The organism is Nocardia halotolerans (assembly GCF_042650145.1).
Classification (GTDB): Bacteria; Actinomycetota; Actinomycetes; order Mycobacteriales; family Mycobacteriaceae; genus Nocardia; species Nocardia halotolerans.
Genome location: NZ_JBHSDL010000004.1, coordinates 72531 through 97402 on the forward strand (window position 1 = coordinate 72531; position 24872 = coordinate 97402).

At 66.9% G+C, this 24872-nt stretch carries 27 protein-coding genes; 14 read left to right on the plus strand and 13 right to left on the minus strand.

Features of this window, described 5'->3' with window-relative positions:
* From ACFO5K_RS03310 to ACFO5K_RS03320, 3 genes are all read left to right on the plus strand, one after another.
* On the plus strand, positions 1-753 hold the full coding sequence (locus ACFO5K_RS03310) for an amino acid ABC transporter ATP-binding protein (RefSeq protein WP_378555767.1): 753 nt from the start codon (positions 1-3) through the stop codon (positions 751-753).
* Positions 754-1377: 624 nt separating this feature from the next.
* Positions 1378-1824, plus strand: coding sequence for a hypothetical protein (locus ACFO5K_RS03315; RefSeq protein WP_378555640.1), 447 nt, complete (start codon positions 1378-1380; stop codon positions 1822-1824).
* On the plus strand, positions 1817-2176 hold the full coding sequence (locus tag ACFO5K_RS03320) for a hypothetical protein (RefSeq protein ID WP_378555641.1): 360 nt from the start codon (positions 1817-1819) through the stop codon (positions 2174-2176). The genes ACFO5K_RS03315 and ACFO5K_RS03320 overlap by 8 nt, the downstream gene beginning before the upstream one ends.
* Before the next feature lie 137 nt (positions 2177-2313).
* Here ACFO5K_RS03320 and ACFO5K_RS03325 read toward each other — a convergent pair whose 3' ends face one another.
* From ACFO5K_RS03325 to ACFO5K_RS03355, 7 genes are all read right to left on the minus strand, one after another.
* The gene (locus ACFO5K_RS03325) at positions 2314-2511 is read right to left on the minus strand and encodes a hypothetical protein (protein WP_378555642.1); all 198 of its coding nucleotides are present in this window, start codon (positions 2509-2511) and stop codon (positions 2314-2316) included.
* Positions 2512-2921: 410 nt separating this feature from the next.
* Positions 2922-3272 (minus strand): hypothetical protein, encoded by a 351-nt coding sequence (locus tag ACFO5K_RS03330; RefSeq protein ID WP_378555643.1) that lies wholly within the window; start codon positions 3270-3272, stop codon positions 2922-2924.
* 840 nt (positions 3273-4112) lie between these two features.
* The gene (locus ACFO5K_RS03335) at positions 4113-4757 is read right to left on the minus strand and encodes a hypothetical protein (RefSeq protein ID WP_378555644.1); all 645 of its coding nucleotides are present in this window, start codon (positions 4755-4757) and stop codon (positions 4113-4115) included.
* Between the two features lie 317 nt (positions 4758-5074).
* Positions 5075-5680, minus strand: coding sequence for a matrixin family metalloprotease (locus ACFO5K_RS03340; RefSeq protein ID WP_378555645.1), 606 nt, complete (start codon positions 5678-5680; stop codon positions 5075-5077).
* Positions 5677-6135, minus strand: coding sequence for a hypothetical protein (locus ACFO5K_RS03345; protein ID WP_378555646.1), 459 nt, complete (start codon positions 6133-6135; stop codon positions 5677-5679). The genes ACFO5K_RS03340 and ACFO5K_RS03345 overlap by 4 nt, the downstream gene beginning before the upstream one ends.
* 662 nt (positions 6136-6797) lie before the next feature.
* Complete coding sequence (locus tag ACFO5K_RS03350; RefSeq protein WP_378555647.1) at positions 6798-6995, minus strand: hypothetical protein; 198 nt, start codon at positions 6993-6995, stop codon at positions 6798-6800.
* Between the two features lie 475 nt (positions 6996-7470).
* On the minus strand, positions 7471-8124 hold the full coding sequence (locus tag ACFO5K_RS03355) for a MerR family transcriptional regulator (RefSeq protein WP_378555648.1): 654 nt from the start codon (positions 8122-8124) through the stop codon (positions 7471-7473).
* Positions 8125-8226: 102 nt separating this feature from the next.
* Between ACFO5K_RS03355 and ACFO5K_RS03360 the strand changes: the two genes are divergently transcribed.
* Both ACFO5K_RS03360 and ACFO5K_RS03365 read left to right on the plus strand, forming a co-directional pair.
* Complete coding sequence (locus ACFO5K_RS03360; protein ID WP_378555649.1) at positions 8227-9177, plus strand: hypothetical protein; 951 nt, start codon at positions 8227-8229, stop codon at positions 9175-9177.
* Complete coding sequence (locus tag ACFO5K_RS03365) at positions 9174-9629, plus strand: ABA4-like family protein (RefSeq protein WP_378555650.1); 456 nt, start codon at positions 9174-9176, stop codon at positions 9627-9629. Before ACFO5K_RS03360 ends, ACFO5K_RS03365 begins: the two co-directional genes overlap by 4 nt.
* 97 nt (positions 9630-9726) lie before the next feature.
* On the opposite strand, the gene ACFO5K_RS03370 is transcribed toward ACFO5K_RS03365, so the two are convergent.
* Both ACFO5K_RS03370 and ACFO5K_RS03375 read right to left on the minus strand, forming a co-directional pair.
* Complete coding sequence (locus tag ACFO5K_RS03370; protein ID WP_378555651.1) at positions 9727-11274, minus strand: acyl-CoA carboxylase subunit beta; 1548 nt, start codon at positions 11272-11274, stop codon at positions 9727-9729.
* Positions 11275-11369: 95 nt separating this feature from the next.
* Positions 11370-12293 (minus strand): LysR family transcriptional regulator, encoded by a 924-nt coding sequence (locus ACFO5K_RS03375; RefSeq protein ID WP_378555652.1) that lies wholly within the window; start codon positions 12291-12293, stop codon positions 11370-11372.
* 71 nt (positions 12294-12364) lie between these two features.
* Here ACFO5K_RS03375 and ACFO5K_RS03380 point away from each other — a divergent pair, with 71 nt between their 5' ends.
* The 4 genes from ACFO5K_RS03380 to ACFO5K_RS03395 all read left to right on the plus strand — a co-directional run bounded on the left by ACFO5K_RS03380 (position 12365) and on the right by ACFO5K_RS03395 (position 15547).
* Positions 12365-13711, plus strand: a complete 1347-nt coding sequence (locus ACFO5K_RS03380; protein ID WP_378555653.1) for an FAD-binding oxidoreductase — start codon at positions 12365-12367, stop codon at positions 13709-13711.
* A 74-nt stretch (positions 13712-13785) separates the two neighbouring features.
* Complete coding sequence (locus tag ACFO5K_RS03385; RefSeq protein WP_378555654.1) at positions 13786-14673, plus strand: SPFH domain-containing protein; 888 nt, start codon at positions 13786-13788, stop codon at positions 14671-14673.
* Between the two features lie 7 nt (positions 14674-14680).
* Entirely contained in the window at positions 14681-14851 is a 171-nt protein-coding gene (locus tag ACFO5K_RS03390; protein ID WP_378555655.1) for a hypothetical protein, read from the plus strand.
* Between the two features lie 114 nt (positions 14852-14965).
* Positions 14966-15547 (plus strand): hypothetical protein, encoded by a 582-nt coding sequence (locus ACFO5K_RS03395; RefSeq protein ID WP_378555656.1) that lies wholly within the window; start codon positions 14966-14968, stop codon positions 15545-15547.
* On the opposite strand, the gene ACFO5K_RS03400 is transcribed toward ACFO5K_RS03395, so the two are convergent.
* Positions 15544-16398: a class I SAM-dependent methyltransferase gene (locus ACFO5K_RS03400; protein WP_378555657.1), complete on the minus strand. Its 855-nt coding sequence runs from the start codon at positions 16396-16398 to the stop codon at positions 15544-15546. The two genes, ACFO5K_RS03395 and ACFO5K_RS03400, sit on opposite strands and share 4 nt — an antisense overlap.
* 283 nt (positions 16399-16681) lie before the next feature.
* On the opposite strand from ACFO5K_RS03400, the gene rpsA reads away from it, so the two are divergent.
* Positions 16682-18160: a 30S ribosomal protein S1 gene (gene rpsA, locus ACFO5K_RS03405; protein WP_378555658.1), complete on the plus strand. Its 1479-nt coding sequence runs from the start codon at positions 16682-16684 to the stop codon at positions 18158-18160.
* Positions 18161-18295: 135 nt separating this feature from the next.
* On the opposite strand, the gene ACFO5K_RS03410 is transcribed toward rpsA, so the two are convergent.
* Positions 18296-18511, minus strand: a complete 216-nt coding sequence (locus ACFO5K_RS03410) for a hypothetical protein (RefSeq protein WP_378555659.1) — start codon at positions 18509-18511, stop codon at positions 18296-18298.
* Positions 18512-18658: 147 nt separating this feature from the next.
* Between ACFO5K_RS03410 and coaE the strand changes: the two genes are divergently transcribed.
* Both coaE and ACFO5K_RS03420 read left to right on the plus strand, forming a co-directional pair.
* On the plus strand, positions 18659-19864 hold the full coding sequence (coaE, locus tag ACFO5K_RS03415; protein ID WP_378555660.1) for a dephospho-CoA kinase: 1206 nt from the start codon (positions 18659-18661) through the stop codon (positions 19862-19864).
* Positions 19865-19983: 119 nt separating this feature from the next.
* Positions 19984-20415 (plus strand): hypothetical protein, encoded by a 432-nt coding sequence (locus ACFO5K_RS03420; protein ID WP_378555661.1) that lies wholly within the window; start codon positions 19984-19986, stop codon positions 20413-20415.
* Positions 20416-20470: 55 nt separating this feature from the next.
* Here the strand turns inward: ACFO5K_RS03420 and ACFO5K_RS03425 are convergent, their stop codons facing one another.
* Positions 20471-20995: a DUF402 domain-containing protein gene (locus ACFO5K_RS03425; protein ID WP_378555662.1), complete on the minus strand. Its 525-nt coding sequence runs from the start codon at positions 20993-20995 to the stop codon at positions 20471-20473.
* 93 nt (positions 20996-21088) lie between these two features.
* On the opposite strand from ACFO5K_RS03425, the gene uvrB reads away from it, so the two are divergent.
* A complete protein-coding gene (gene uvrB, locus ACFO5K_RS03430) occupies positions 21089-23269 on the plus strand; it encodes an excinuclease ABC subunit UvrB (protein ID WP_378555663.1) in 2181 nt (726 codons plus the stop codon).
* A 128-nt stretch (positions 23270-23397) separates the two neighbouring features.
* On the opposite strand, the gene ACFO5K_RS03435 is transcribed toward uvrB, so the two are convergent.
* Entirely contained in the window at positions 23398-23865 is a 468-nt protein-coding gene (locus ACFO5K_RS03435; protein ID WP_378555664.1) for a VOC family protein, read from the minus strand.
* A gap of 62 nt (positions 23866-23927) precedes the next feature.
* Here ACFO5K_RS03435 and ACFO5K_RS03440 point away from each other — a divergent pair, with 62 nt between their 5' ends.
* Positions 23928-24752 carry a helix-turn-helix domain-containing protein gene (locus ACFO5K_RS03440; RefSeq protein ID WP_378555665.1) on the plus strand — a complete coding sequence of 275 codons (825 nt, stop codon included), beginning with the start codon at positions 23928-23930 and terminating at the stop codon, positions 24750-24752.
* Positions 24753-24872: the final 120 nt, after the last annotated feature.

Here is a 24872-nt window from a genome sequence, read left to right on the forward strand (position 1 = left end):
ATGGTGCTGGCCGATCGGGTGTGCAAGAACTTCGGCGCGCTACCGGTGCTCAAGGGCATCTCCCTGGAGGTGCAGCGCGGCAAGGTGCTGACCCTGGTCGGCCCCTCCGGATCGGGCAAGTCCACCTTCTTGCGCTGCATCAACCACCTCGAGCAGGTGAACGCGGGCCGGCTCTACGTCGACGGCGAACTCGTCGGCTACCGGGAGAAGAACGGCAAGCTCTACGAAATGCACCCGCGCGACGCGGCCGTGCAACGTCGCGACATCGGCATGGTGTTCCAGCATTTCAACCTCTTCCCGCACCGCACGGCGCTGGAGAACGTGATCGAAGCACCCGTCCAGGTGCGCGGCATCCGCAAATCCGAGGCGATCGCGCGAGCCGAGGACCTGCTGGAACGGGTCGGGCTCTCGGCCAAGCGCAACGCCTACCCGGCGCAGCTCTCCGGCGGTCAGCAGCAGCGCGTCGCCATCGCGCGGGCGCTGGCGATGGACCCCAAACTGATGCTGTTCGACGAGCCCACCTCGGCACTGGACCCCGAACTCGTCGGTGAGGTGCTCACCGTCATGCGTGAACTCGCCGATTCGGGCATGACCATGCTGGTGGTGACCCACGAGATGGGCTTCGCCCGTGAGGTCGCCGACGAACTGGTGTTCATGGATGCCGGGGTGGTGGTGGAATCGGGACCGCCGCGCGAACTGCTGGCCGACCCGCAGCACGAACGCACCCAGGCCTTCCTGTCCCGCCTGCTCTAGTCCGCCTCTCCGCGTATTTTGGCCGGGTTCAGGTGCGACGTCGGTCGGGTGGCGCGGCCGGCGGTGATGGGGTGGTCGGGTTTCCCCGTACCCGGTGAGTTGCCAATGTGCTCACCGAAACTGTTCCCGCTGGTCACGGTGCCCAGGCTACTGCGTGGGCGGTGTCGACTTGCCATCTAATCGTCATAAATTCGCGCTACGTGCATAGATGGCGCGATGGGTGACGTTGCGCATGGGCCACGTTCTGGTGAGCAGCGGGTATCCCAGCGTCGTCGGCGGTCGGGGAGATCTGCGGGTTCGGTCCACGTGGACCGAAGACGTGGCGGGTGGCGCTCCGACGAGCTGCTCCCCAAGGGTGGGACTGTGAAATCAGTTCCACTCCTCGGGGGGGATGGGCCCTATTGTGCCTTCCATCACGTGAAGGAACGGTTCGGGTGGCGTCGCATCCAATCCCTATGTACCGCCAAGTGACGTTGTCGCACAGCTGGTACTCGGCGGGGCGCAGGGGCCAGCCGCGAAAGGTGAACCTGGTGTCCGGCACCGCGTAGGGGGCGGGCGAGCCCGCGAAATGTGCACTGTTCGGCTCCGGTCGAGAATGGGGACGGTTAGATGTTTCGTTCGTTGATGGTTGCGGTAGTGGTGGGTGTGATGGCGGGGGCGGGTGCGTGGACCGGTGCCGGGACAGCGGATGCCAGCCGGGTGTGGGCGGCCTGCGGGATGTCGTCATCGGAAACGAAGTTGGTCGCGACATATCCGAAAGCGCACCTGCAGTGTGGAACCGCGAACTGGGGTTTCCGGCATATCAAGGCCCGCCACCTCGAAGAATGGCAGAACCTGGCCAACATCGAGAGAAAGAACTGGCGTGACATCGCGGATATGGCGATCGAGAAGTCGTTGACCGCCCCGGACAAGAGTGGCCCGGCCGGTGGCAGCAAGTACTGCTATTCCGGGCAGATCTACCTGGTAAACCATGTCAACGGTCGGATCGAGAAGACCGTGCAGCCCACCGTTATCGTGGGCGGGGACGGAACGATCATCACAGCGTATCCAGGAGGCGGGTGCCGTGGCTGACCCCACTATCGAACAGCTGTCCGAATCGGTCACCACTGCGGGCGCGGACTGGGGTGCGGAGATAGGCAGAGGCCCCCACGGCCGCTTGCAGATCATCCGACGCCATGGCGAACTCCTGCATATGCCCGTGGTGTTCGCTGTCACGGATGCTGAGTTGCGGGCTTACTATCGGCGAATCGCCGGGGAAGCCGAGCGGGGTGTGGCACCGGAACCGGCGTGGGAGTGGTGGATGACGCTGATGTCGACTCACCTCGCTGAGGCACTCCACGAGCTGGACCGTGATAAGCGGCCCTGCGTCGTCATCGTCGGGGACACCGGATTCGCCGCCGCTCCGGTCGATTCCGACGATTGAGCGGGCCTTTCATCACACCGTTTGAACTCTGTTGTTGCACCACGCGAACGCCCTAGTGGTCGATCGGCCTACAGAGGTGAAGGGGTGGCACCGCGTTTCGCGGGCCACCCCTTCAGCTTGCCCCGGCACGGCCAGCGCTAGCCGGAGCGGTGGCGTGCTAGCTCCCTCAGCGCGGGGCCGAGCTTCTCACCGATCAGTGCGGTCCCATCGGCGTGGAACTGGTGGCGTCGCACGTAGGAGTTCCTGAGTGCCCTCGAGCTGTTGCCGAGTTGGTCGGCGACCTTGGTCGCGTCGAGTCCGGCCGAGATGCCCTCGGTGCCAAGGTGTTTACGCAAATGTGTGGTGTGACCCCTCGGGGAGGCCGAGCGCGGCGGCTCGTCGTCGCCAGCTTCTGCTCATGCTCTAGTCGACGGCTCGGCGCGAACCGCGTCCAGTTGCGTTGCCATTTGGCTGGTCTCGTCCACGATCGCGCCATACGGCCTCGGCGGCGATCGCTAGCTCGGGCCCGATCGGGAGCGAGTGTGCGAAACGTTCAGCTGCAGCCTGCCATGCTTGCCGTGTCCGTACATCCGGTAGTTGCCGCCTTCCCCGCGTAACTGTCCTTCATCTGAGACGTTCGTGCGTGCCGCCCGCACCCCGCGCTTCGATACAGCGTGACGAGACAATCCCGGGGAGGAATAGCGGGGCACCCAACAGCACGACGCCCATGGCATCGACACATGCCCGCCATGGGGGCCTGCACAGATCAGGCTGCGACGTAGAACGTTCCGACACTCGGTGTCTGGAAACCACCAACACCGGGCAGCGAGGCTGTGACCACTACCTGGCCCACCCCGGTGACGATCTCTGCCCGATCCCCGGACCAGTTGGTGACCGTCCCCGAAGCGCCGGTCGACAGGTTCTGCCAGGTATAGACATACCCGTTGCCCGCTGGCACCGGATAGATCGCGCCGTGCCCATGCGACATCGTCGGCTGCACCAGCGCGGCCCCGTTCGCGGGGTTCGCCGCAACGATCAGCCCGGGCACCTGCAACCTGGTTTCCGCCGGATACGGAGCCTGCGCTGCCGCTGCCCCCGCCGTGATCCCGGCGAACACACCCGCAACCCCCGACAAAGCCGAAACTCCGACCGCTCGATGCAACTGCACTCACCTCTTTTGTAGTTTCGAATACTCCGCAGCTACATCCGAACCACACAGTTGACCGTTACATTTCAAGCAAATACATAACAATCAACGTGAAGCTGACCGGCGGCTTCGCACACTCCAGGACAGCCAGCTGGTTCATCTGGCGAGTGAACCAGTGAACCGTTCGATCGTGCAGATCCTCGACGGCACCGGTTGTGCCAGCTTCAGGAACAGTCTGCGTCCGCATCCGCTCGGCGCGGGGCCGAGCTTCTCACCGATCATGGCTGTCATGTCGACGTAGGGGCTGGAGGCGGCGCACGTAGGAATTCCGGAGTCCCCGGGCGTGTTGCCGAGTTGGTCGGCGACCTTGGTCGCGTCGAGTCCGGATGAGGTGCCCCTCGATAGGGGCTGAGCAGCCGGCCTCCTCCACTCGGAAACAACTACTGTCGGTGTCCCCTTGCCTGAACACAGGCGTTAACGCGATCGCCTAGACGGCGCGTTAGTGCTTCCGAACGGCAGTAAATATGTCGGCGGAGGGCGGATCTTGCGGCAAGAGAGTAGGAGGAAGCTGGCCGTGACGAGCAGAACCACACTTCCGGAGGTTGTCTTACCGGCGCAAACGACAATCGTTTGACCAGCAGTTATGCCCCATAGCGGCTCGGGCTGCGGATCGGCTCAGTTAGTGCTTGGTTGAGCTTCCAATGACGTCGGTAGATGCGCGGGTGTAGACGAGTTCGGCGATCGGCGGATCCCGTTCGGAGTAGTCTCGCTCATCTACAACAACACCTGCACCGCCGACTCGGTCGGCGGTCAACGGTGCCGCCGGTGCTCCTGTGACCGCCGCAGGCGGATTCGATACCAGATGGCGGCCCCTGCGGCAGTTGTGCCGACTATCAAGATCGCCAAACCTGCAACCAACGATGTCGGGATCGACCACGCGACTTGGTCCTCACCGGCGTGTTGCTGTTCGGAAGCCGTTGGGAGTTGGTGATTCGGAACTGGGGTCGCTGGCAGTCGGTCGTTCAGGGCGGTGAAGAAGCTTGGAGAGAGGGCTGTGGTCTCGATCGTGGGGGTGCAGATGTCGTCCATGTACGGGGACCAGCGTTGGATCTCGGTTTCCCAGGTTATGGCGCCGCCTGCGGCTCTGGCTGCGAAGAAGTACCGCTCACCGACAACGAAGCTCCGACTCAGGGAGGTGTCGAGCGGGCTGGCGACCGACACGACCGGACCAGCTGCGTCGTCGCCTCGGTACTTCGTGTCGACGACTACGGTCGCGACGTCGAGCGGAAGACCTCCGGTCTCTTCCCTCGGGTGGTGTTCGATTGCCGACACTGTGCCGGTGACTATCAGGTCCGCATCGTTGTACGCAGCGGAGATCCGCTCTGCCTCGGTTGTGTGGCTGACGGCGCAGTCCGCATGCGCGCTACCTGGAGACAGAGCCAGCGACGCCGACACACCGAGAAGGAGGATCCCTGCGGTGCGCCCCGCCCGTGGGCCCAGGGAACGAATCTTCGATGCCGTGGATCCCACGGTCGGTAAGCGGCAAAACCGGACGCTCATGCCAACGACTCCTCACCTGTTCACTGAATGTTTCCCAGATCGGTCCGTGACTGCGGCCAGCCCTAGTAAAAGGAGCAGCTCCCACGATGCCCAAGCCATCCGGCACGGCTTATTCTACTCCGCAGTACGCAGGGGTCAGTGGCTTGCTTGCTGAGCACTTCAATCCGCCCTGCGTACGCGCGTACTCCGTGGTGACTTATGCCTGAAGACTGCTAGTGCGTGTGCGCGTGGATCGAATCCACCATTCCTACATCATGGGCGTCAGGTGTTGTGCTGTTAGCGGCACCATTCGATTCGTAGGCATACGGGTACATCACACTTGTGTTTGTATCAGCGCGATGATTCAGACCCAATGCGTGTCCGATCTCGTGGGTCGACACCCAGATCTTTTTGTGATCGTTGTCGTTTTGGTTCGGGTCCAATCGAATGTGTGAGTAGATAATATGCCCATTGGAGTCGTATGGTGCGGATGTAACTCCCAATACGCCATTGATCTGAGGTTCCTCCCACACTGTGACGCACTTCGCCGCGAAGTCACAGTTCCACCACTTATAAACCAGGGATACTTCCGATAACGGATTGTCCCATGCCCACGTCGCTGTCGTGACAGGGAAGGGGTGAATATCAGTACGATCCGCAATCTGAACCACCGCAGCTGGCGAACTACTGGCTCGATACCAGTGCCGTGTTCCCCATTGATGATCAGCAGATGCGGTCGGAGCCAAGACCGTGGAGGCGAACAGAAAGGATAGGAACGTCAGAGCCGCGACGAAGGCGAACGGTGCCCCCGCTCTGCCGCTCTGATGGGTAGTATTCACCGCTGAGAGCTCCTTACTGCGCCATTGGTCACGCAGATGGCGTCACGCTGTTCCTTGGAGAGCTGCATCTTAGGATCGGCAAGCGTGACGATGATGTCCGTTACGTACTCTCCCGAGTTCGAGTAGCATATCCATTGATCGTTCTGGCCTGCCACTGCCCGTTGTCTCTTTTCGAGTTCGACGCCCGTGGGACGATCGCCGACGGGGCCTTGATTTTGCGCATCCGGGCCCAGGTTGCTTGGTCGTCCGTCCGGCCGACCGGGGATCTTATCCTTTGGAGTACCGGCAAACGGTCCAATTGTCTCAATCGGTGCCGGAGGGGCGTGTGGATTATTCTTCGCAGAGTCGGCGGGGGGCCAGTCATTCGAGTCACTTGTCGCGGTTGCTGCGAATATCATTCCGAAAAATAGTGTAATCGCTCCCAACATGCCGACAATTGATTTCTTATTGGGCATCAATCCTCCTGATGAGAAAACTGGAACCCGCCGAAATCTGCGGGGCGCCCGGGGATCGAGAACACTCTCCCGGAGTGGCACCATGCCAAAGCCTGCGCAGATCCACATTCCGAGATCAGGACCGATATGCAGCGCAAACGTGGCGGGTCAGACTCTTGATGGAGTTTGCGACCGCACCATAGCGCTGCTCAGATAGTTTCCTCCCCCCTGGTCGAATCCAAAACCAATATGATGATCTGGCTGTTGCAAAATCAATCCTATATGGAACTAGCTGAATTTGTGCCCGATTGGCGACGGCGACGTTTCGAGGCACGCCGACCGCCGGAGCGCACCTTGCCCGAGAACGAAACCGTCGACGCCCGGCGCAGAGGGTAGCGTCAACATCCCGTCAATCCAGCATCCGCCGTGCATCTCGGCCTCGCCAGTGCCCGCGTCGACGATGGACTCCGTCGCGGCGCAGCGCTCAGCTCAGCCCAGGCCCGGGGACCAAGAACCTCGCATCGACCTCGTGCGCCTGGCGGCGTAAGGGCACGAGGCCGCACCGGGCACACCACCCAAGGTATGGCTCAGGGGTGAGGTGTGCGCGGGGGCACTCGTGGTGGACATGAGATAGGGGCGGGGCCGCATGAGCGGGGCCGCCCCTTCGCTACCGCTGAGGCGGCCTAGCCGGAGCGGTAGCGTGCGACTTCGCTCAGCGCGGGGGCGAGCTTGTCACCGATCAAGGCGGTGACGTCGGCGTGGGGCTGGTGGCGTCGCACGTAGGAATTCCTCAGTACCCTTGAGCTGTTGCCGAGTTGGTCGGCGACCTTGGTCGCGTCGAGTCCGGCCGAGATGCCCTCGGTGCCAAGGTGTTTACGCAAGCTGTGGGGCGTTACCCCCTCGGGGAGGCCGAGCGCGGCGGCTAGTCGCCGCCAGCGTCGGCTCATGCTCGCGAAATCCGCTTCTATCATCAGCCGACCAGTACAAATCCCCAGTTCGCCCGCGTTCCCATCTTCGGTGTGCCCCGCCCGGGGCGCGAACCTGCGACACGCGCTGGTCATGAGCCGCCGCCCATGTGAACGTCCAGCCATCCAGCCCGGCGTAGAGCGGTTGCTGCCGAAGCCGTCGTCACTTGTCATCAAACCTGCCATTTAATGTCTAATGTCAGCCAATGACACTCGTTGACGCCAACGCTACCAAATCAATGTCGCCCACACGAAGCCGCAAACGTTCTGCATATCCGCAGGCCAGGGGCTCACGTTGCCAAGCGCGCCCAACCCTGTTTGCTCTTGACAACAACACCAACCGTAAACTAGCCCGATGTGAGTACATGGAGTTACCCATGTTCTTGCGGGATCAGTTGTCTGTTCTTGTGGTGTTGTCAGCCTCGAGGCCTTCCAGGGTGATCTGGGCCTGGGCCATGCGGCGGATGGCTGAGAGGGCGGTGTCGCCGAGGACGGTGAGGACTACTACCGCGTCGACGATCTCTTCGCGGCTGCCCGCGGTGAGTGCGGCTTCCACGTCGGTGGCCGCGATCACGCGGGCGCCGTCGAAGTAGCTGGGTAGGGCGGTGGTGCCCCAGTCCCGGTAGCCGAGTTGGGCGAGGCGGACGAGTACGGCGGTGAGCGTGTCGATCGCGGGGCGGCTCGGTTTCGGGTTCCAGCCGCGGCGCGCCAGTTCCGCGTGCACGGTGGCCGAGGCGCGTTCCCATTCGTCGTCGGGCGCGGCCGGGACGGGGGTGGTCATGCTGTGCTGTACGACGCCGAGCAGGCTGAACATCGACAGATCCGGGGTGTCGACGGCGGCCAGGACGTCGCCGACCGTGGCCACCGGCAACCCGCCCACCTCGATCAGCGCGCGGATCAGCCGCAGCCTGCGCAGGTGCTCTTCGCCGTAACTGGCCTGGTTGGGGCCGGTGCGTTCGCCCGCGGGCAGCAGTCCTTCGCGCAGGTAGTACTTGATCGTCGCCACCGCGATCCCGCTGCGCTCGCTCAACTCCGAAATCCGCACCGTTCCTCCGTTTTCGTTCGCACCTCTTGTCGACGGTTCGCCTAGCGGATAGTCTAACTATCCGTAACGGATAGTAGAACTATCTAACTAGGGGAGATCCATATGTCCGTCCTGACCGTTGCCGATGCGCTACCTCGTCGGCGCGCCCCGTTGCACCGCCCACTGCTGTACTTCGCTGCCGCCAGCGGCGTGCTCGCCGTGGTCGCCATGGTCGGAATGCTGGTCGACGACCGGCTGATCGCCGGGTCGGCCGCCTGGGCCAAGCCGGCCAAGTTCGCGATGTCGTTCCTGCTCTACAGCGTGGCGCTGGCCTGGCTGATCTCATTGCGGCCCAAGGCATCCCGGCTCGCATGGTGGATGGCCACGGTGATCGTGGTGGCCGGGACCGTCGAGCAGGTCATCATCGTCGGGCAGGTGGTACGGGGCCTGCGCAGCCACTTCAACACCACCACCGACCTCGACCGCGCCCTCTGGGTGACCATGGGCGCCACCATCGTCGCGCTGTTCCTGGCGACGATGGTGATCGCTGCCGGGGTCGCCCGGGCCCGCATCGGCGATGCCGCGATCACCTGGTCGATCCGGCTGGGCCTGGTGATCACCCTGGTCGGTCTGGGGCTGGGACAGTTGATGGTCGGCCGGGAATCCGGTGTCGACCAGATCACCGGCGCGCACACCGTCGGCGCACCCGACGGCACCCCCGGCATGCCGCTGACCGGCTGGAGCACCACCGACGGCGACCTGCGGATTCCCCACTTCTTCGGCATGCACGCCCTCCAGGTGCTGCCCTTGCTGGCAGCGGCGCTGGTGCTGCTCGCGCCGCGCGTCCCGCTGCTGCGCGTGCCGCGGGTGCGCCTCGGGCTGATCCTCACCGCGTCGGCCGGCTACGCCGCCGTACTCGCGCTGCTCACCTGGCAGGCACTGCGCGGCCAGCCACTCGTCCACCCCGACGGTGCCACGCTCACCGCGGCCGCCGCGATCCTCACCGGAGTCGTCGGCGGCCTTCTCATCTCGGTGGCGCCCGCCACCAACGCACGAAAGGTAGCCACCGTATGAGCACCCTGTTCGACCTGTCGTTCTACGTCACCGTCCCGTTCTGGGCACTGATGATCCTGGCCCCGACCTGGCGCCACACCCGCACGATCATCTCCTCGCCCTGGATCGTGGCACCCTCGGTCGTGATCTGGGCGATCGTGGCGCTGCCCGTCCTGGACACCATGTGGTCACTGGTCACGTCCCCGTCGCTGGCCGCGATCACCACCGCCACCGCCGACCCCGCCGTCCTCACCGCGCTGTGGGCCCAGATCCTCGCCTGGGACCTGTTCCTGGGCCGCTGGGTCTACCTCGACAGCCGCGACCGCGACATCCACCCGCTGCTGATGGGGCCGCTGCTGGTGGGCACGATCCTGTTGTCGCCCATCGTGTTCCCGGTGTACCTGGCGCTGCGGACCGTCGTCCGGCGTGCCCCGGACGCGGCCACCGCGCAGGCGAATCGGGTCACCGTGTGACCCACCGGTGCCGGCCACCGGGTCAGCTCGGTCACCGACGACGCGGTGCCGCTGATCCGGGTGGCCGGCGGCTCGGAACGCCGTGCCCGGGAACGGGTCACAACGGCATGAGCACGTGCTTGCGCGGGCCCTGCGCGACCCGCTTGTCCGCGAGCAGGCGCAGCGCCCTACGGATTTCCAGCCGCGTCTGCGAGGGCTCGATGACGGCGTCGATATAGCCGCGCTCGGCGGCGATCCACGGGGTGGCGACCGTCGCGTTGTAGAAGTCGACCATCTGCTGCCGCACGAGGGGCCGCTGTTCGTCGGGCAGGGCGGCGAGCTGACGGCGCTGGGTGAGCCCGACAGCGGCTTCGGCGCCCATCACCGCGATCCGCGCGGTCGGCCAGGCCAGGTTCACGTCACCGCCGAGCTGCTTGCAGCCCATCACCGCGTAGCCGCCGCCATAGGCTTTGCGTACCACCACGGTGACGATCGGCACCGTCGCCTCGACCACCGCGTAGAAGAACCGCCCGCCCCGTTTGATCACGCCGATCTTCTCCTCCTCGACACCCGGCAGCACACCCGGTGTGTCGACCACGAACACCAGCGGGATCCCGAACGCGTCGCAGAGCCGGATGAAGTGCGCGGCCTTGTCGGAGCAGCGGGCGTCGATCGCGCCGCTGAATACCAGTGGCTGATTGGCGATCACCCCGACGCTGTGCCCGTCGACCCGGGCGAAACCGGTGATGAGATTACGGGCGGCACCGTCACCGACCTCGTGGAAGTCGCCGTCGTCGAAGATCCGCAGCAGCACGTCGTACATGTCGTAGCCCGCGCGGTCCGAATCCGGGATGAGCGAGTCGAGTTCCCGGTCGGAATCGGTGATCTCGGGTTCGATGCCCGGATTCACCACCGGTGCCCGGTCGAAGCAGTTCGACGGCATGTAGCTCAAATACTTTCGCGCCCAGTCGAAAGCGGCGCGCTCATCGGTGGCGACATGATGAATGTTGCCGTTCTCGGCCTGGTTGAACGCCCCGCCGAGCTCTTCGAGAGTCACGCTCTCCCCGGTGGTCTCGCGGATGATCTCTGGTCCGGTGACGAACATGTAGGCCGACTCGGTGGCGATGAGCACATCGGTGTTGATCGGTGAGTACACCGCGCCCGCGGCGCATTTGCCCAGCATCACCGATACCTGCGGCACCAGGCCGGACAGGCGCAGCTGCCGTCGGCTCATGGCCGCGTACCAGGCCAGCGAGGTCACCGCGTCCTGCACCCGGGCGCCCCCGGAGTCGTTGATCGCCACGAACGGGCACCCGGTGTCGGCCGCGAAATCCATGGCCTTGGCGACCTTGCGCCCGAACATCTCACCCACCGAACCACCGAACACCGTCTGATCGTGGGCGATCACCACCACCGGCCGCCCCTCGACGGTGCCGTGCCCGGTGACCACACCGTCGCCGTAGAGCCCGTCGGCACCCGCCTGCCTGACCAACGCCCCGATCTCGACGAAACTACCCGGGTCCAACAACATGTCGATGCGTTCGCGCGGACTCGGTATCCCCTTGGCCACCCGCTTGGCGATCCCCGCCGCCCCGGCCGGTTCCTGTGCCGCCGCCAGGTTCTGCCGGAGTTCTTGCAGCTTCGCCGCGGTAGTCGACTGCCCCATGCGCATGCCCTTCCCGTTGTGGTCGAGCTCTCCTTCATCAGTGTCGGCTGAGCCTAACCCCGGCGTGAGCGCGGATTGTCGGCGACGCGACAGCTTCAGGAACGGGCGCGCCCGGCGTGACCGAAGGCGACGCGCAACTGCCCCAGCAGCACCTTCGCTGCCGGTGTGCCGGGCCGGTCGGCGCGGGAAGCCAGGGCCAGGCGGCCGTGGATTCGTGGTTCGACGATGTCGAGTACGCGGACGCCGAAGGCGGTGGCCTCCTCGGCGGAGAGTGCGGGGACCACCGCGGTCCCGAGTCCGCGTGCGGCCAGTTCGAGCAGTAGCGGGGGAGCGGCCGCTTCGAAGGTGATCGACGGTGTGAAACCGGCTGCGGCGCAGGAGCGTTCGAAGATGCCGCGCAGGCCGGTGCCCGGGGGTAGGCAGATGAGTCGGCGTCGGCCGAGGTCGGCCAGGGTGATGGTGCCGGCTGATTCGGCGGGGTCGGGGGCGGCGTCGTGGGCGATCGCGGCGACGACCGGTGTTTCCAGGACGACGTCGATGTCCACGGCGGGGCTGGGGGCGGCGCCGGTGAGGCTGACCAGCGCGATGTCGAGCTCGTCGCGTTCGACGGCGGCGAGCATGCGTTCGGAGGTGTCCTCGGTGAGGCTGATCGCCACGCCGGGGTGATCGTGGTGGAAATCGGCCAGGACACCGGCGATGTCGAACTCGCCGTCGGCCGCGCCGGAGATCACGCCCAGGCGCACCTGCCCGCGCAGCAGCCCGGTGAACTCCTGCACTGTCTCCCCGATCCGGTCGGCGGCGGCCAGGGCGGCGCGGGCGTGGGTGAGGACGGCGGCGCCGACCTCGGTGGGGGTCACCGTGCGCGCCCCGCGGTCGAGCAGGCGTTGGCCGAGTTCGCGTTCGAGCTGCCGGATCTGGGCGCTGAGCCCCGGCTGGGTCAGGTGCAGGCGCTGGGCGGCCCGGGTGAAGCCGCCTTCGTCGACCACTGTCACGAAGTAGCGCAGCTGCCGCAGTTCCATAACTGATGATTATAGGTCTGAGAAATGCTATCTGTTGTACTTCTTGTTCGTGCGGCCGCAGAGTCGACGACATGACCGCAACCGCACCGCACCCCAGCTGCACCGGACCCGTGTTCACCCCGCGCGACGCCGAATACGCACAGGAGGTCGCCGGGTTCCAGACCGCATACACCCACCGTCCGGCGCTCGTCGTCGGCGCCGCGCACGTCGAGGACGTCCGCGCGGCCGTGGAACATGCCGCACGGCACAACCTGCCGGTGGCGGTGCAGGCGACCGGACACGGGCTCTCGGCGGCCGCCGACGGGGGAGTGCTCATCACGACCGGCCGGATGACCGGCATCGACGTCGACGCGCGAGCCGGCACCGCTCGGATAGGGGCGGGCGTCCGGGCCGGCGCGCTGGTCGCCGCCGCCGCCCGGCACGGGTTGGCCCCGTTGAACGGCTCCGCGCCCTCGGTCGGCATGGCCGGGTACGTACTCGGGGGCGGCCTCGGGTTGCTGGCGCGCGAATTCGGTTATGCCGCCGACCATGTGCGCTCGATCGACCTCGTGACCGCCGACGGCAGAATCCGCACCCTCACCCCGGCCGACGAACTGTTCGCCGCGGTACTCGGCACCGGCGGCAACTTCGGCGTGGTCACCGGCCTCGAACTCGAGCTGGTTCCCGTCACCGAAATCTATGGCGGCCAACTGGTATTCGACACCCCGCTGGTCGACCGGGCGCTGGAGGCATGGCGGCAGTGGACCGTGACCCTGCCCGACGCGCTCACCTCGAGTATCGCGGTGCTCACCTTCCCCGACATCGAGCCGGTGCCCGCGCCCTTGCGTGGTCGCCACGTCGCTTCGGTCCGCATCGCCTTCCACGGTCCGGCCGACGACGGCGAGCGACTGGTGGCTCCGCTACGGGCCGTCGGCACGCGACTGCGTGACGATCTGCGCATCTTGCCCTACACCGAATCACACACCATCCACAGTGATCCCGACTTCCCCCACGCCTACGCGGCTACCAGTGCGATGCTCTCGGAGCTGACGCCGGAAACGCTAGCGGCGCTGCGCGCACGCACGGCGCCCGGCGGACCCGTCGAGGCGGTGATCGACATCCGGCACCTCGGCGCGGCGTTGCGCCGGGGCACGGCGTCGATCGGTCATCGCGACGCCGAATACCTCGTGCGGGTGATCACCGATGCCGGGGTGCGGGATTCGGCTCCCGCGGGTCTCGACGTGGTGCGAGAAGCGCTGGCGCCGTGGACGATCGGCGCCGGCCTCAACTTCCTCTACGGGGCAGGTGCCGCCGCCGGGCCGGCGCAGACCAGGACCGGGTACGACGATGTCACCTACGCGCATCTGCGCACGCTGAAGTCGAAGTACGACCCCCGCAACATGTTCCGGTTCAATCGCAACATCGCACCCGCCGGGTAGCGGCACCGGACGCCTTGCCCTCCCGAGCCGACTGCACTATCTTGGTGATATCACTCAGATATCGGGAGGCTGTCATGGAGCTACGCTCCGCATTCCGCGTCAACGGATTCGTCGTCTTGCTGGGGTGGCTGGTGCTCACCCTCCTGTTCGGTGCCGCCGCGGTGCTGGCGTTCGTCGCTGCCGCTCAGCGCGACGGTGGTGCGCCGGCCTGGGTGATCGCGGGCCTCGCCACGGTCGCGGTGCTCGTCGTCGCGTTGCTTGCCACCGGGCTGACCATCGTCAACCCCAATGAAGCCAAGGTCGTCACGTTCTTCGGCCGCTACATCGGCTCGGTCGGCGAGCCCGGCTTCTTCTCGGTGATCCCGCTGGCCGACCGCCAGTCCATCTCGCTGCGGGTGCGCAACTTCGAAACCCAGAAACTGAAGGTCAACGACGCCGACGGCAATCCGGTCGAGATCGCCGCGGTCGTGGTCTACAAGGTGATCGACAGCTTCAAGGCCGCCTTCGCCGTCGACGACTACGAGGAGTACGTCGAAACCCAGTCCGAGGCCGCGGTGCGCCACCTGGCCACCACCCACCCCTACGACGCGCACGACGACGCCCGCACCAGCCTGCGCGACGGCGCCGAGGTGGCCGAGGAACTCACCGTGGAGCTGCGCGAACGTACTCTCACCGCCGGAATCGAGGTGATCGAAGCGCGCATCACCCACCTGGCGTACGCCCCCGAGATCGCCCAGGCGATGCTGGTGCGCCAGCAGGCCGCGCAGGTGGTCGCGGCGCGCACGCAGATCGTGGAGGGCGCGGTCGGCATGGTCGGGCTCGCCCTGGACCGGCTGACCGAGCAGGGCACCGTGGAACTCGACGAGGAGCGCAAGGCCGCGATGGTCTCGAACCTGCTGGTCGTGCTGTGCGGCGACCGCGCCACCCAGCCGGTGGTCAACGCCGGATCCCTCTACGCCTGAGCGCACCGTGCCCACGCCGAGGAAGGAACCCAAAAAGGTTCTGCTGCGGCTCGACCCGGCCGTCCACGAGGCCATCGCCAAGTGGGCGGCCGACGACCTGCGCAGCGTCAACTCCCAGATCGAATACGCGCTGCGCCTGGCGCTGGAACAGGCGGGCCGAAAACCCAAGCGGGACTGAACGGTTGTGATCGGTCACGAGGTAGCGCCCGCCCGAGGTGGCTCGAGTACCGATCGGCGCGCCGGGACGGCGCGCGGGGCGAACCGAATCCGGACCCGCCGGTAAATTGATCCGGTGCCCATCTCGTTCGACATCCGTGGAATGCAGCAGTTGGACAACACGACCTGGGGGGATCCAGCCACTCGTGACGTTGTCGCGCTCACCTACGCCGATGGTGTCCCGGATCTGCCCGCGCCGCTGCACGATCTGCCGCGGTTGCGCAGGCGACTGGCCGAACACCATGCCCGCACCGGTTGCCTGATCGAGGCGTTCGTCGTGTGGGTCGACCAGTTGCCCGCGCTGCTGCGAGTGGAGAAGTCCCGGATGCCGGGTTCCCCGGTGGGGCTGGTGTTCGCCGCCTCCATCGTGGTGCCCAAGGACCGGTGCAGCGCGGTGTTCCAGATCATCTGCCCCGAGACCGGCGCGCCCGGCGTGCGGGAAGCGATCGTCGGCAGCCGGGTGCGCCCGGCCGAGATGTATCCGGCGCACCCCTACGCCCCCGGTCTGCGCGGCAGACTGCCCTACACCCTGTCCGATCATCTGCGGTTCGACGACGCGTTCCCCGAGCACCCGCTCACCAGGGCGCGGCGCTGGATCGCCGACACCGTGCCCCAGGTGCGCGTCGACCCGGCCTTCGCGGCGCTACCGGAGTTCTAGGCGCGCGGTTTCTCGCAGACGAAGATGGCGGTGCCGGGAAAGATCTCCCCGCGCAGCGGCGACCATTGCCCCCACTCGCGGTCGAGCCACTCCGGCCACTCGGGTTCGACGATGTCGAGCAGGGTCAGGCCGGCGCCGACGATCTCGCGGACGCGGTCACCGATCGTGCGGTGATGCTCCACGTAGGTCGGCGTTCCGGCGTCGTCGACCTCTACATAGGGGGTGCGGTCGAAGTACGGGATCGTGGCGGTGAGTCCGGCCTGTCCCGGATCGTCGGGGAAGATCCAGCGCATCGGATGGTTCACCGAGAACACCCAGCGCCCGCCCGGGCGCAGCACCCGCCCCACCTCGCGCATCACCTGCGCCGAATCGGCGACGAACGGCACCCCGCCGAAGGCCGAGCAGGCCAGGTCGAAGGACTCGTCGGCGAACGGCAGCGCCTCGGCGCCCGCCTGGACCAGCGGCACCCGCGGCCCGCCCTGGTCCATCGCGGCCACCCCGCGCTCGAGCATCGCCATCGACACGTCCAGGCCCACCGGGTGCGCGCCGTGCCCGGCCAGCCAGCGCGAACACGGCGCCGACCCGCAGCCGATCTCGAGCACGGACCGACCGACCACGTCGCCGAGGAAGGCCATGTCGCCCTCGTGCAGCCCCTCGGGGCACCAGACGAACTCACCGCCGGGGGAGTCCACGCCGAGGAAGTCGGCATGGGTCTGGTGGTACTGGTCGGCGTCGGCGTCCCACCAGCGCCTGCTCGCGCGCTCGCTGGCGGCCGAGTCGATCTTGGTTCGGGTGGTCGCGGTGGTTCCCAGCAGCGCGTTTGCCTGCGCGTGGCGTTCGTCGTCGGACACGCCGAACAGGGTATCGGCGTGGCGCGGGGGGTGGTTTGCCCGGTCGGCGCAGCCTCGCGTACGCTGAGGCACGCGAGTGACTTTCGAGGACTCCGCTGCGCCGCGGTGTTGTGCGTACGGTATCCGATGACGAAAGTCCCGTGCTGAGTTCGATCATCGCAAGTTCGACGGGCCGTGCGATACTTACCCGGTATCCTTCGTCGCCTCGTCGCGGTGATCTCGCAGCGTACCGAAAGTTCCAATGTCCGCAACCGACCACAATCCGTCCGGAGCAAACCCACATATGCCCACCACCGTCACCTCGCCGCAGGTAGCCGTCAACGACATCGGCTCCGCCGAGGATTTCCTCGCCGCCATCGACGCCACGATCAAGTACTTCAACGATGGCGACATCGTCGAGGGAACCATCGTCAAGGTCGATCGTGACGAGGTCCTGCTCGACATCGGTTACAAGACCGAAGGCGTCATCCCGTCCCGTGAGCTCTCCATCAAGCACGACGTCGACCCGAACGAGGTCGTTTCCGTGGGCGATGAGGTCGAGGCCCTGGTTCTCACCAAGGAGGACAAGGAAGGCCGCCTGATCCTGTCGAAGAAGCGGGCTCAGTACGAGCGCGCTTGGGGCACCATCGAGGAGCTCAAGGAGAAGGACGAGGCCGTCAAGGGCACCGTCATCGAGGTCGTCAAGGGCGGCCTGATCCTCGACATCGGTCTCCGTGGCTTCCTGCCCGCCTCGCTCGTCGAGATGCGTCGTGTCCGCGACCTCCAGCCGTACGTCGGCAAGGAGATCGAGGCCAAGATCATCGAGCTCGACAAGAACCGCAACAACGTGGTCCTGTCGCGTCGCGCCTGGCTCGAGCAGACCCAGTCCGAGGTCCGCAGCGAGTTCCTGCACCAGCTCCAGAAGGGCCAGGTCCGCAAGGGCGTCGTGTCCTCCATCGTCAACTTCGGTGCCTTCGTGGACCTGGGTGGCGTCGACGGCCTGGTGCACGTCTCCGAGCTGTCCTGGAAGCACATCGACCACCCGTCCGAGGTCGTCGAGGTCGGCAACGAGGTCACCGTCGAGGTTCTCGACGTCGATCTGGACCGCGAGCGCGTCTCGCTGTCGCTCAAGGCGACCCAGGAAGACCCGTGGCGTCAGTTCGCCCGGACCCACGCCATCGGCCAGATCGTGCCCGGCAAGGTCACCAAGCTGGTTCCCTTCGGTGCCTTCGTGCGCGTCGAAGAGGGCATCGAGGGCCTGGTGCACATCTCGGAGCTGGCCGAGCGCCACGTCGAGGTCCCGGACCAGGTTGTCGCCGTCGGCGACGACGCGATGGTCAAGGTCATCGACATCGACCTCGAGCGTCGCCGGATCTCGCTGTCGCTGAAGCAGGCGAACGAGGACTACCACGCCGAGTTCGACCCGTCGAAGTACGGCATGGCCGACAGCTACGACGAGCAGGGCAACTACATCTTCCCCGAGGGCTTCGATCCCGAGACCAACGAATGGCTCGAGGGCTCGGACAAGGTCCGCGAAGAGTGGGAAAGCCGCTACGCCGAGGCCGAGCGTCGTCACAAGATGCACACCGCTCAGATGGAGAAGATGGCCGCCGACGCGGCTGCCGAAGCTGCCAACGGCGGTGCCGCCGCGGGCAACTACTCCTCCGAGACCGGCAACAACGCGCCGCAGGCCTCCTCGGGCCCGGCTGAGACCACCGGCGGCTCGCTCGCCAGTGACGCCCAGCTCGCGGCTCTGCGGGAGAAGCTCTCCGGCAACGCCTGATTCGGGTAGAGCAATACCGAAGGCCCCGGTCCACACGGACCGGGGCCTTCGGCCTGTTCCAGGGTGGGTGGGGGTCGTGGCATACGAACGAGCCCACCGCAGCGGGGCGGTGGGCTCGGCGCAGGAGTGCGGGTGTCAGTTCGCGGCGGCGGCGGGAACCCAGTAGGTGCTGGCCATCGTCGACCGCTTGCGCATCGCGGCGAAGCTGTGCCGGGCCGGGGAGATCAGGGCGGTGAGCCAGGGGCGCCGATACTCCGCGAGAGTCGCTGCGACAGCGGGGAATTCGGCACAATGCACACCGCCGGGCATGCCCAGGCGGTGGCGGCCCCTCCGGTGGTCTCTGGTACTCATGATCATCCTTCGGTAGCTGGAGCGGCCTTCTCGCCTCCGCGAAGATTAATCGACGCGACGCGCCCGACCACGGATTTACGCCGGTCACCGCCTGGGCGTGTCGGCCTGGATGCGGCTCGGCGGCCGCCGGGATGCGAGACTGGCCCCATGTTGCGGATCGGCCTCACCGGAGGCATGGGAGCGGGAAAATCCACAGTGGCGCGGACCCTGGTCGAACTCGGGGCGGTGCTGATCGACTCCGACGTGATCGCGCGCGAGGTCGTCGCGCCCGGTACGCCGGGGCTGGCGGCGCTGGTCGACGCGTTCGGCGAGCAGATCCTGGCCGATGACGGCAGTCTGGATCGCCCGGCGCTGGCCGCGGTGGCCTTCGCCGACGACACCGCCCGCGCGAAACTCAACGCCATCACCCATCCGCTGGTCGGTACGCGCACCGCCGAGCTCATCGGTGCCGCCCCCGCGGACGCGATTGTGGTGCAAGACATTCCGCTGTTGGTGGAGAACGGGCTCGCGCCGCTGATGCAGCTGGTCGTGGTGGTGGGCGCCGAGGTGCAGACGCGACTGGACCGGCTGGTGCGACAGCGCGGGGTCGACGAAGCCGATGCGCGCGCCCGGATCGCCGCGCAGGCCACCGACGATCAACGGCGCGCGGTCGCCGATGTGTGGCTCGACAACAACGGTGCGCCCGAGGTGGTCGAACAGCAGGTGCGCGAGCTGTGGGAGCGGCGCCTGGTGCCGTTCGAGCGCAACCAGCGCGCCGGGATTCGTGCCCGTGCCGACTACCGGCTCGTGTCGCACGATCCGGAGTGGGGAGCGCAGGCGCGCCGGATCATCGCCCGCCTGCATCTGGCCTGTGGTGCGTCGGCGGTGCGCATCGATCACATCGGGTCCACCGCGGTCGGTGGGCTGGCGGCCAAGGACCTCATCGACATCCAGGTGACGGTGGCGGACCTGGACACCGCCGACGCGCTGGCCGGGCCGCTGGCGATCGCCGGCTTCCCGCGCGCGTCCGAGGTGACACACGACAACCCGAAGCCCACGCCGGGCGACTCGGCGGGCACCGATACGGCCAGGTGGGCCAAGCGCTTGCACGGCAATGCCGATCCCGAGCGTCCGGCCAACATTCATCTGCGCGTGCAGGATTCGCCCGGTCAGCGGTTCGCGCTCGACCTGCGTGACTGGCTGCGTGCCGACCCGGACGCCCGCGCGCAGTATCTGGCGGTCAAGCAGGAGGCGCAGCGGGCCGCGGCGGACCGGGCGGGCGAAGCGGCGGGCGAGGCGTACTACGCGGTGAAGGAACCATGGTTCGACGCCGTGTATCCGACGGTCACCGAGTGGGCGCGCGCTCGTGGGTGATGCCGAGACGAAACTGTTAAACATCAATACTTCAAAATAGGCCGAGCGGTGCCGCGCGCTGGGTACATTGTGGCGAGTCACGATCGGGTGACTCGATTCACAGGGAAGTTGTAGCGCGTATGACAACACATCACCGTCATTTCGGCCGGGCCGGCTTCGGCCTCACCGCCTTCGGCGCCGTGGCCGCCACCGTGGTGCTGGCCGCCCCGCAAGCCTCGGCCTGGGTCGGCAATCTGGGCGTGGCAGGCACCGACCACAAGGTCGGTTGCAGCTACAAGCTGACCGCCAGCGTCGAGGTCGACCGGCTGACCTCGGTGAAGTTCACCGACAACGGCCGCGACATCCCGGGCAGCCCGGTGTCGCCGTCGCTGCTCTCGGGCACGGTGAGCATCACCTGGAAGCCGACCACGGCAGGCCAGCACAAGCTCGAGGCGCGTCAGCTGTTGATCAGTGACTCGATCACGGTCACCGTGGGCGAGGCCGCCGCGACCGGCAGCGCCGGTTGCGGTGGTGGCCTGGGCGATCTGCTCGGTAGCGGTTCGGCAGGCTGATCCGGCGTCCGCGACCGCCCGGGCTCCTACCGAGAGCCCGGGCGGTCGCGTCGTTTCAGCGCCAGGTCAGCTCCACCCCGAGGGTGGCCAGCCAGGGCTCGAGCGAATGCCCGTGCGCGGCCATGCCGTCGATCGCGCGCACGGCGTGCTCGACCGCCGACTGGGCGTCGGCGGCGTCGAGCAGGCCGTCCGCGTGCGCGGCCAGCAGTTCGTCGACGTCGACCAGGCGCACCTCGCGGCCCGTTTGCACCAGCAGATCAAGGTAGTGGTCCACCGAACGCCACAGGGTCTCGGACTGCCGGGTGAACGAACCCACGTCGACGTAGATGTCTTGGTACTGCTCGATACCCGGGTTGTACCAGAGCTTCGACGCGCGCAGCGACAGGTCCGGCAGCAGCCACGACTCCAGATAGTGGAAGGTCGGGTGGTCGGAATGTCGCGCCATGTACAGACCCCACGGTTGCTCCTGATAGACCTCCACCGGCCGGACGAATCCCTTCGGGTCGGTGTTGGTCTGTGCCGCGAGATCGAAGTACTCGACCTTGGGCGGATGCACGTGCGCGGTGGCTGCCTGCGTCATGAGCGCAGAATCTACCGGCGCGCACCCGTCGGCGCCGACCGGGCACCGGGCGCTGCGGCGAACTTGTCGGTGGCTGCGCCTAACCTGGTGTGCATGGCATTCGCAACCGAGATCCCGACGGAAGGGTACGAAGAGCGGGGGCACCCGCTCGCGCATTCCGAACATCGCCCCGTCGGCGAGATCGAGCGCACGGGCGGGCGCTTCGAGGTGGTCAGTGAGCACAACCCGGCCGGTGATCAGCCCGCGGCCATCGCCGAGCTGCAGCGGCGGATCACCGCGGGCGAAAAGGACGTCGTCCTGCTCGGCGCGACCGGTACCGGCAAGTCGGCGACCACCGCCTGGCTGATCGAGAAGCTGCAGCGGCCCACCCTGGTGCTCGCGCCCAACAAGACCCTGGCCGCTCAGCTGGCCAACGAGCTGCGCGAGATGTTCCCGCACAACGCGGTCGAGTACTTCGTCTCCTACTACGACTACTACCAGCCCGAGGCCTATATCGCCCAGACCGATACCTACATCGAGAAGGACAGCTCGATCAACGACGACGTCGAGCGCCTGCGGCACTCGGCGACCTCGAGCCTGCTCTCGCGCCGCGATGTCGTGGTGGTCGCCTCGGTGTCGTGTATCTACGGCCTCGGCACCCCGCAGTCGTACCTGGATCGGTCGGTGCAGCTCGAGGTCGGTGGCGAGATCGACCGCGACGCCCTGCTGCGCCTGCTGGTCGATGTGCAGTACACCCGCAACGACATGGCCTTCACCCGCGGCTCGTTCCGGGTGCGCGGCGACACCGTCGAGATCATCCCCTCCTACGAGGAGCTGGCGGTGCGCATCGAGTTCTTCGGCGACGAGATCGAGGCGCTCTACTACCTGCACCCGCTCACCGGTGACGTGGTTCGCAAGGTCGATTCGCTGCGCATCTTCCCGGCCACCCACTATGTGGCGGGCCCGGACCGGATGGAACGCGCCGTCGCGGCGATCGAGGAGGAGCTGGCCGCGCGGCTGGCCGAACTCGAGGGCCAGGGCAAACTCCTGGAAGCCCAGCGCCTGCGCATGCGCACCGATTACGACCTGGAGATGATCCGTCAGGTCGGCTTCTGCTCGGGCATCGAGAACTACTCGCGCCACATCGACGGCCGTCCGGCCGGGTCGGCGCCGGCTACGCTGCTCGACTATTTCCCCGACGATTTCCTGCTGGTGATCGACGAATCGCACGTCACCGTCCCGCAGATCGGTGGCATGTACGAAGGCGACATGTCGCGCAAGCGCAATCTGGTCGACTTCGGGTTCCGGCTGCCGTCGGCGGTCGACAACCGGCCGTTGACCTGGGAGGAGTTCGCCGATCGGATCGGTCAGGCCGTGTACCTGTCGGCCACGCCGGGTCCGTACGAACTCGGGCAGGTCGGCGGCGAGGTCGTCGAGCAGGTGATCCGCCCCACGGGGCTGGTCGATCCGCAGGTGGTGGTGAAGCCGACCAAGGGGCAGATCGACGACCTGGTCCACGAGATCCGCGGGCGCAGCGAGCGCGACGAACGCGTGCTGGTCACCACCCTCACCAAGAAGATGGCCGAGGACCTCACCGACTACCTGCTGGGCCTCGGGGTCCGGGTGCGTTACCTGCACTCCGAGATCGACACCCTGCGCCGGGTGGAGCTGCTGCGTCAGTTGCGCCTCGGTGAGTACGACGTGCTGGTCGGCATCAACCTGCTGCGCGAGGGCCTGGACCTGCCCGAGGTGTCGCTGGTGGCGATCCTGGATGCCGACAAGGAGGGCTTCCTGCGGTCGAGCACCAGCCTCATCCAGACCATCGGCCGCGCGGCCCGCAACGTCTCGGGTGAAGTGCACATGTACGCCGACAAGATCACCGACTCGATGCGGCACGCGATCGACGAAACCGACCGCCGCCGCGCCAAACAGGTGGCCTACAACGAGGCCAAGGGCATCGATCCGCAGCCGCTGCGCCGCAAGATCGCCGACATCCTCGACCAGGTGTATCTCGAGGCCGACGACGAGGTGGCCGTCGGCGGGTCCGGCCGCAACTCCAGTCGGGGCAGGCGGGCGCAGGGCGAGCCGGGGCGGGCGGTGAGCGCGGGCATCTACGCCGAACGCGATGTGAAGTCCATGCCGCGCGCCGAACTGGCCGACCTGGTCTCCTCGCTCACCGAACAGATGATGAACGCCGCGCGCGAACTGCAGTTCGAGCTGGCGGGCCGACTACGCGACGAGATCGCGGACCTGAAGAAGGAACTACGCGGTATGGACGCCGCAGGACTGAGCTGAGGGTGTCGACCCGGCAACCACGGGTTTTCGGCCGCCTCGCGTCCGAGGAGCGAGACGGAACGCCGAAGGCGCTGTGTCGCTCCTCGGACGCGAGGCGCAAGGGGCCGCAAACCCCGCGGCGCCGGCCGCTAAGCAGACGCAGCCATCCAGGCGGCGACCCGGCGGTCGGCCTCTGCTCTGGACACGTTCTCCACCCGGGTCATCACCGCCCAGCGGTGACCGAACGGATCGAGCACGACGCCGAAACGGTCACCGGTGACAAAGGTCTGCGGCGCTTCGGCGATACGGGCGCCGTGCTCGACCGCGCGCGCTATCGCCGCGTCGACATCGGGGCAGTAGTGCACGACCGAGGTGTGCACCCAGCCCTCGGGCGCTCGAACACCGCTGTCGGGCACCGGCATTCCGAGCTGCAGGGTGGAGTCACCGATGAGGAGTTCGGCGTGGGCCGCCTGGCCGTCGGGCAGATCGGCGCGGCTGAGCACCTTCGCACCGAACACCTCGGTGTAGAAGTCGATGGCCGCGTTGGCATCGGCCACGGCCAGGAAACAGGTGATGGAGTGGTAGCCCTCCGGGATGGGCGCAACAGGTGTGGTCATGCCGACGATTCTGCTCGGCCCCGGACCGGGGATCTTGTACGAACACGACAGATCGGCCGCCGGTGACGGGCGCGGCAGGCACCGGCGAGATGAAAGGGATTCTGCACCCCGACGAACAGGCCAGGCACCGCTCGCTGCGCCGGCTCGACGTCGGGCCCGCGCTCGCGGAATTCGCCGACCGGTACTGGGTGGTGCGCTGGGATCTGCGCGGCCGCCCCGCCTACCGCGCCGAGGTGCTGTCGTTTCCGTGCGTGAACCTCACCTTCGAGCGGACCAGCACGCGCACCGGCGGATTCGTGAACGGGGTGAGCACCACCAAGTACGTGCGCGAACTCGACGGTGAGGGCGAGACATTCGGTATCCGTTTCCGGCCCGGCGGTTTCGGTGCGTTCACCGGTTGCGACGTCGCGGCATTGCGCGACGACGCGGCCCCGCTCACCCAGGTGCTGCCCGAGGCGCGCGGACTGGCCGAACGGGTACTGGCCGAATCGCACGACGAACACCGCCGGGTACTGATCGAGGAGTTCTTCGCCGGCCGCGGCCGCACCGACGATCCGCACTACGCCCTGGTGTCGCGGATCGTCGCGGCGATGGCCGAGGACTCCGAACTCACCAGGGTCGATCAGGTCACCGAGCGCTTCGCGATTCCGGTGCGCACCCTGCAGCGCCTGTTTCGCCGCTATGTCGGGGCGGGGCCCAAATGGGTGCTGCGCCGCTTCCGGCTCCAAGACGCCGCCGATCTGCTCGCCCACGGCAGCCCCGAGCTGGCGGAGTTGGCCGCGGGCCTCGGCTATTTCGACCAAGCGCATTTCAGCCGGGAATTCACCGCCGAGATCGGCATGTCACCCGGCGAATATGCGCGCAGGACGCGATCGGCACCGGGGTGATGTGAGCAAAATCCCACCGGCGCAACAATGTTGATTCGGTTGTGATCGGCCACAACTTTTGTGCCCGCCGGCCCGTTCGGCCCAGGTGAATACGTTGGCATCGCGCGACAATGCCGGTTA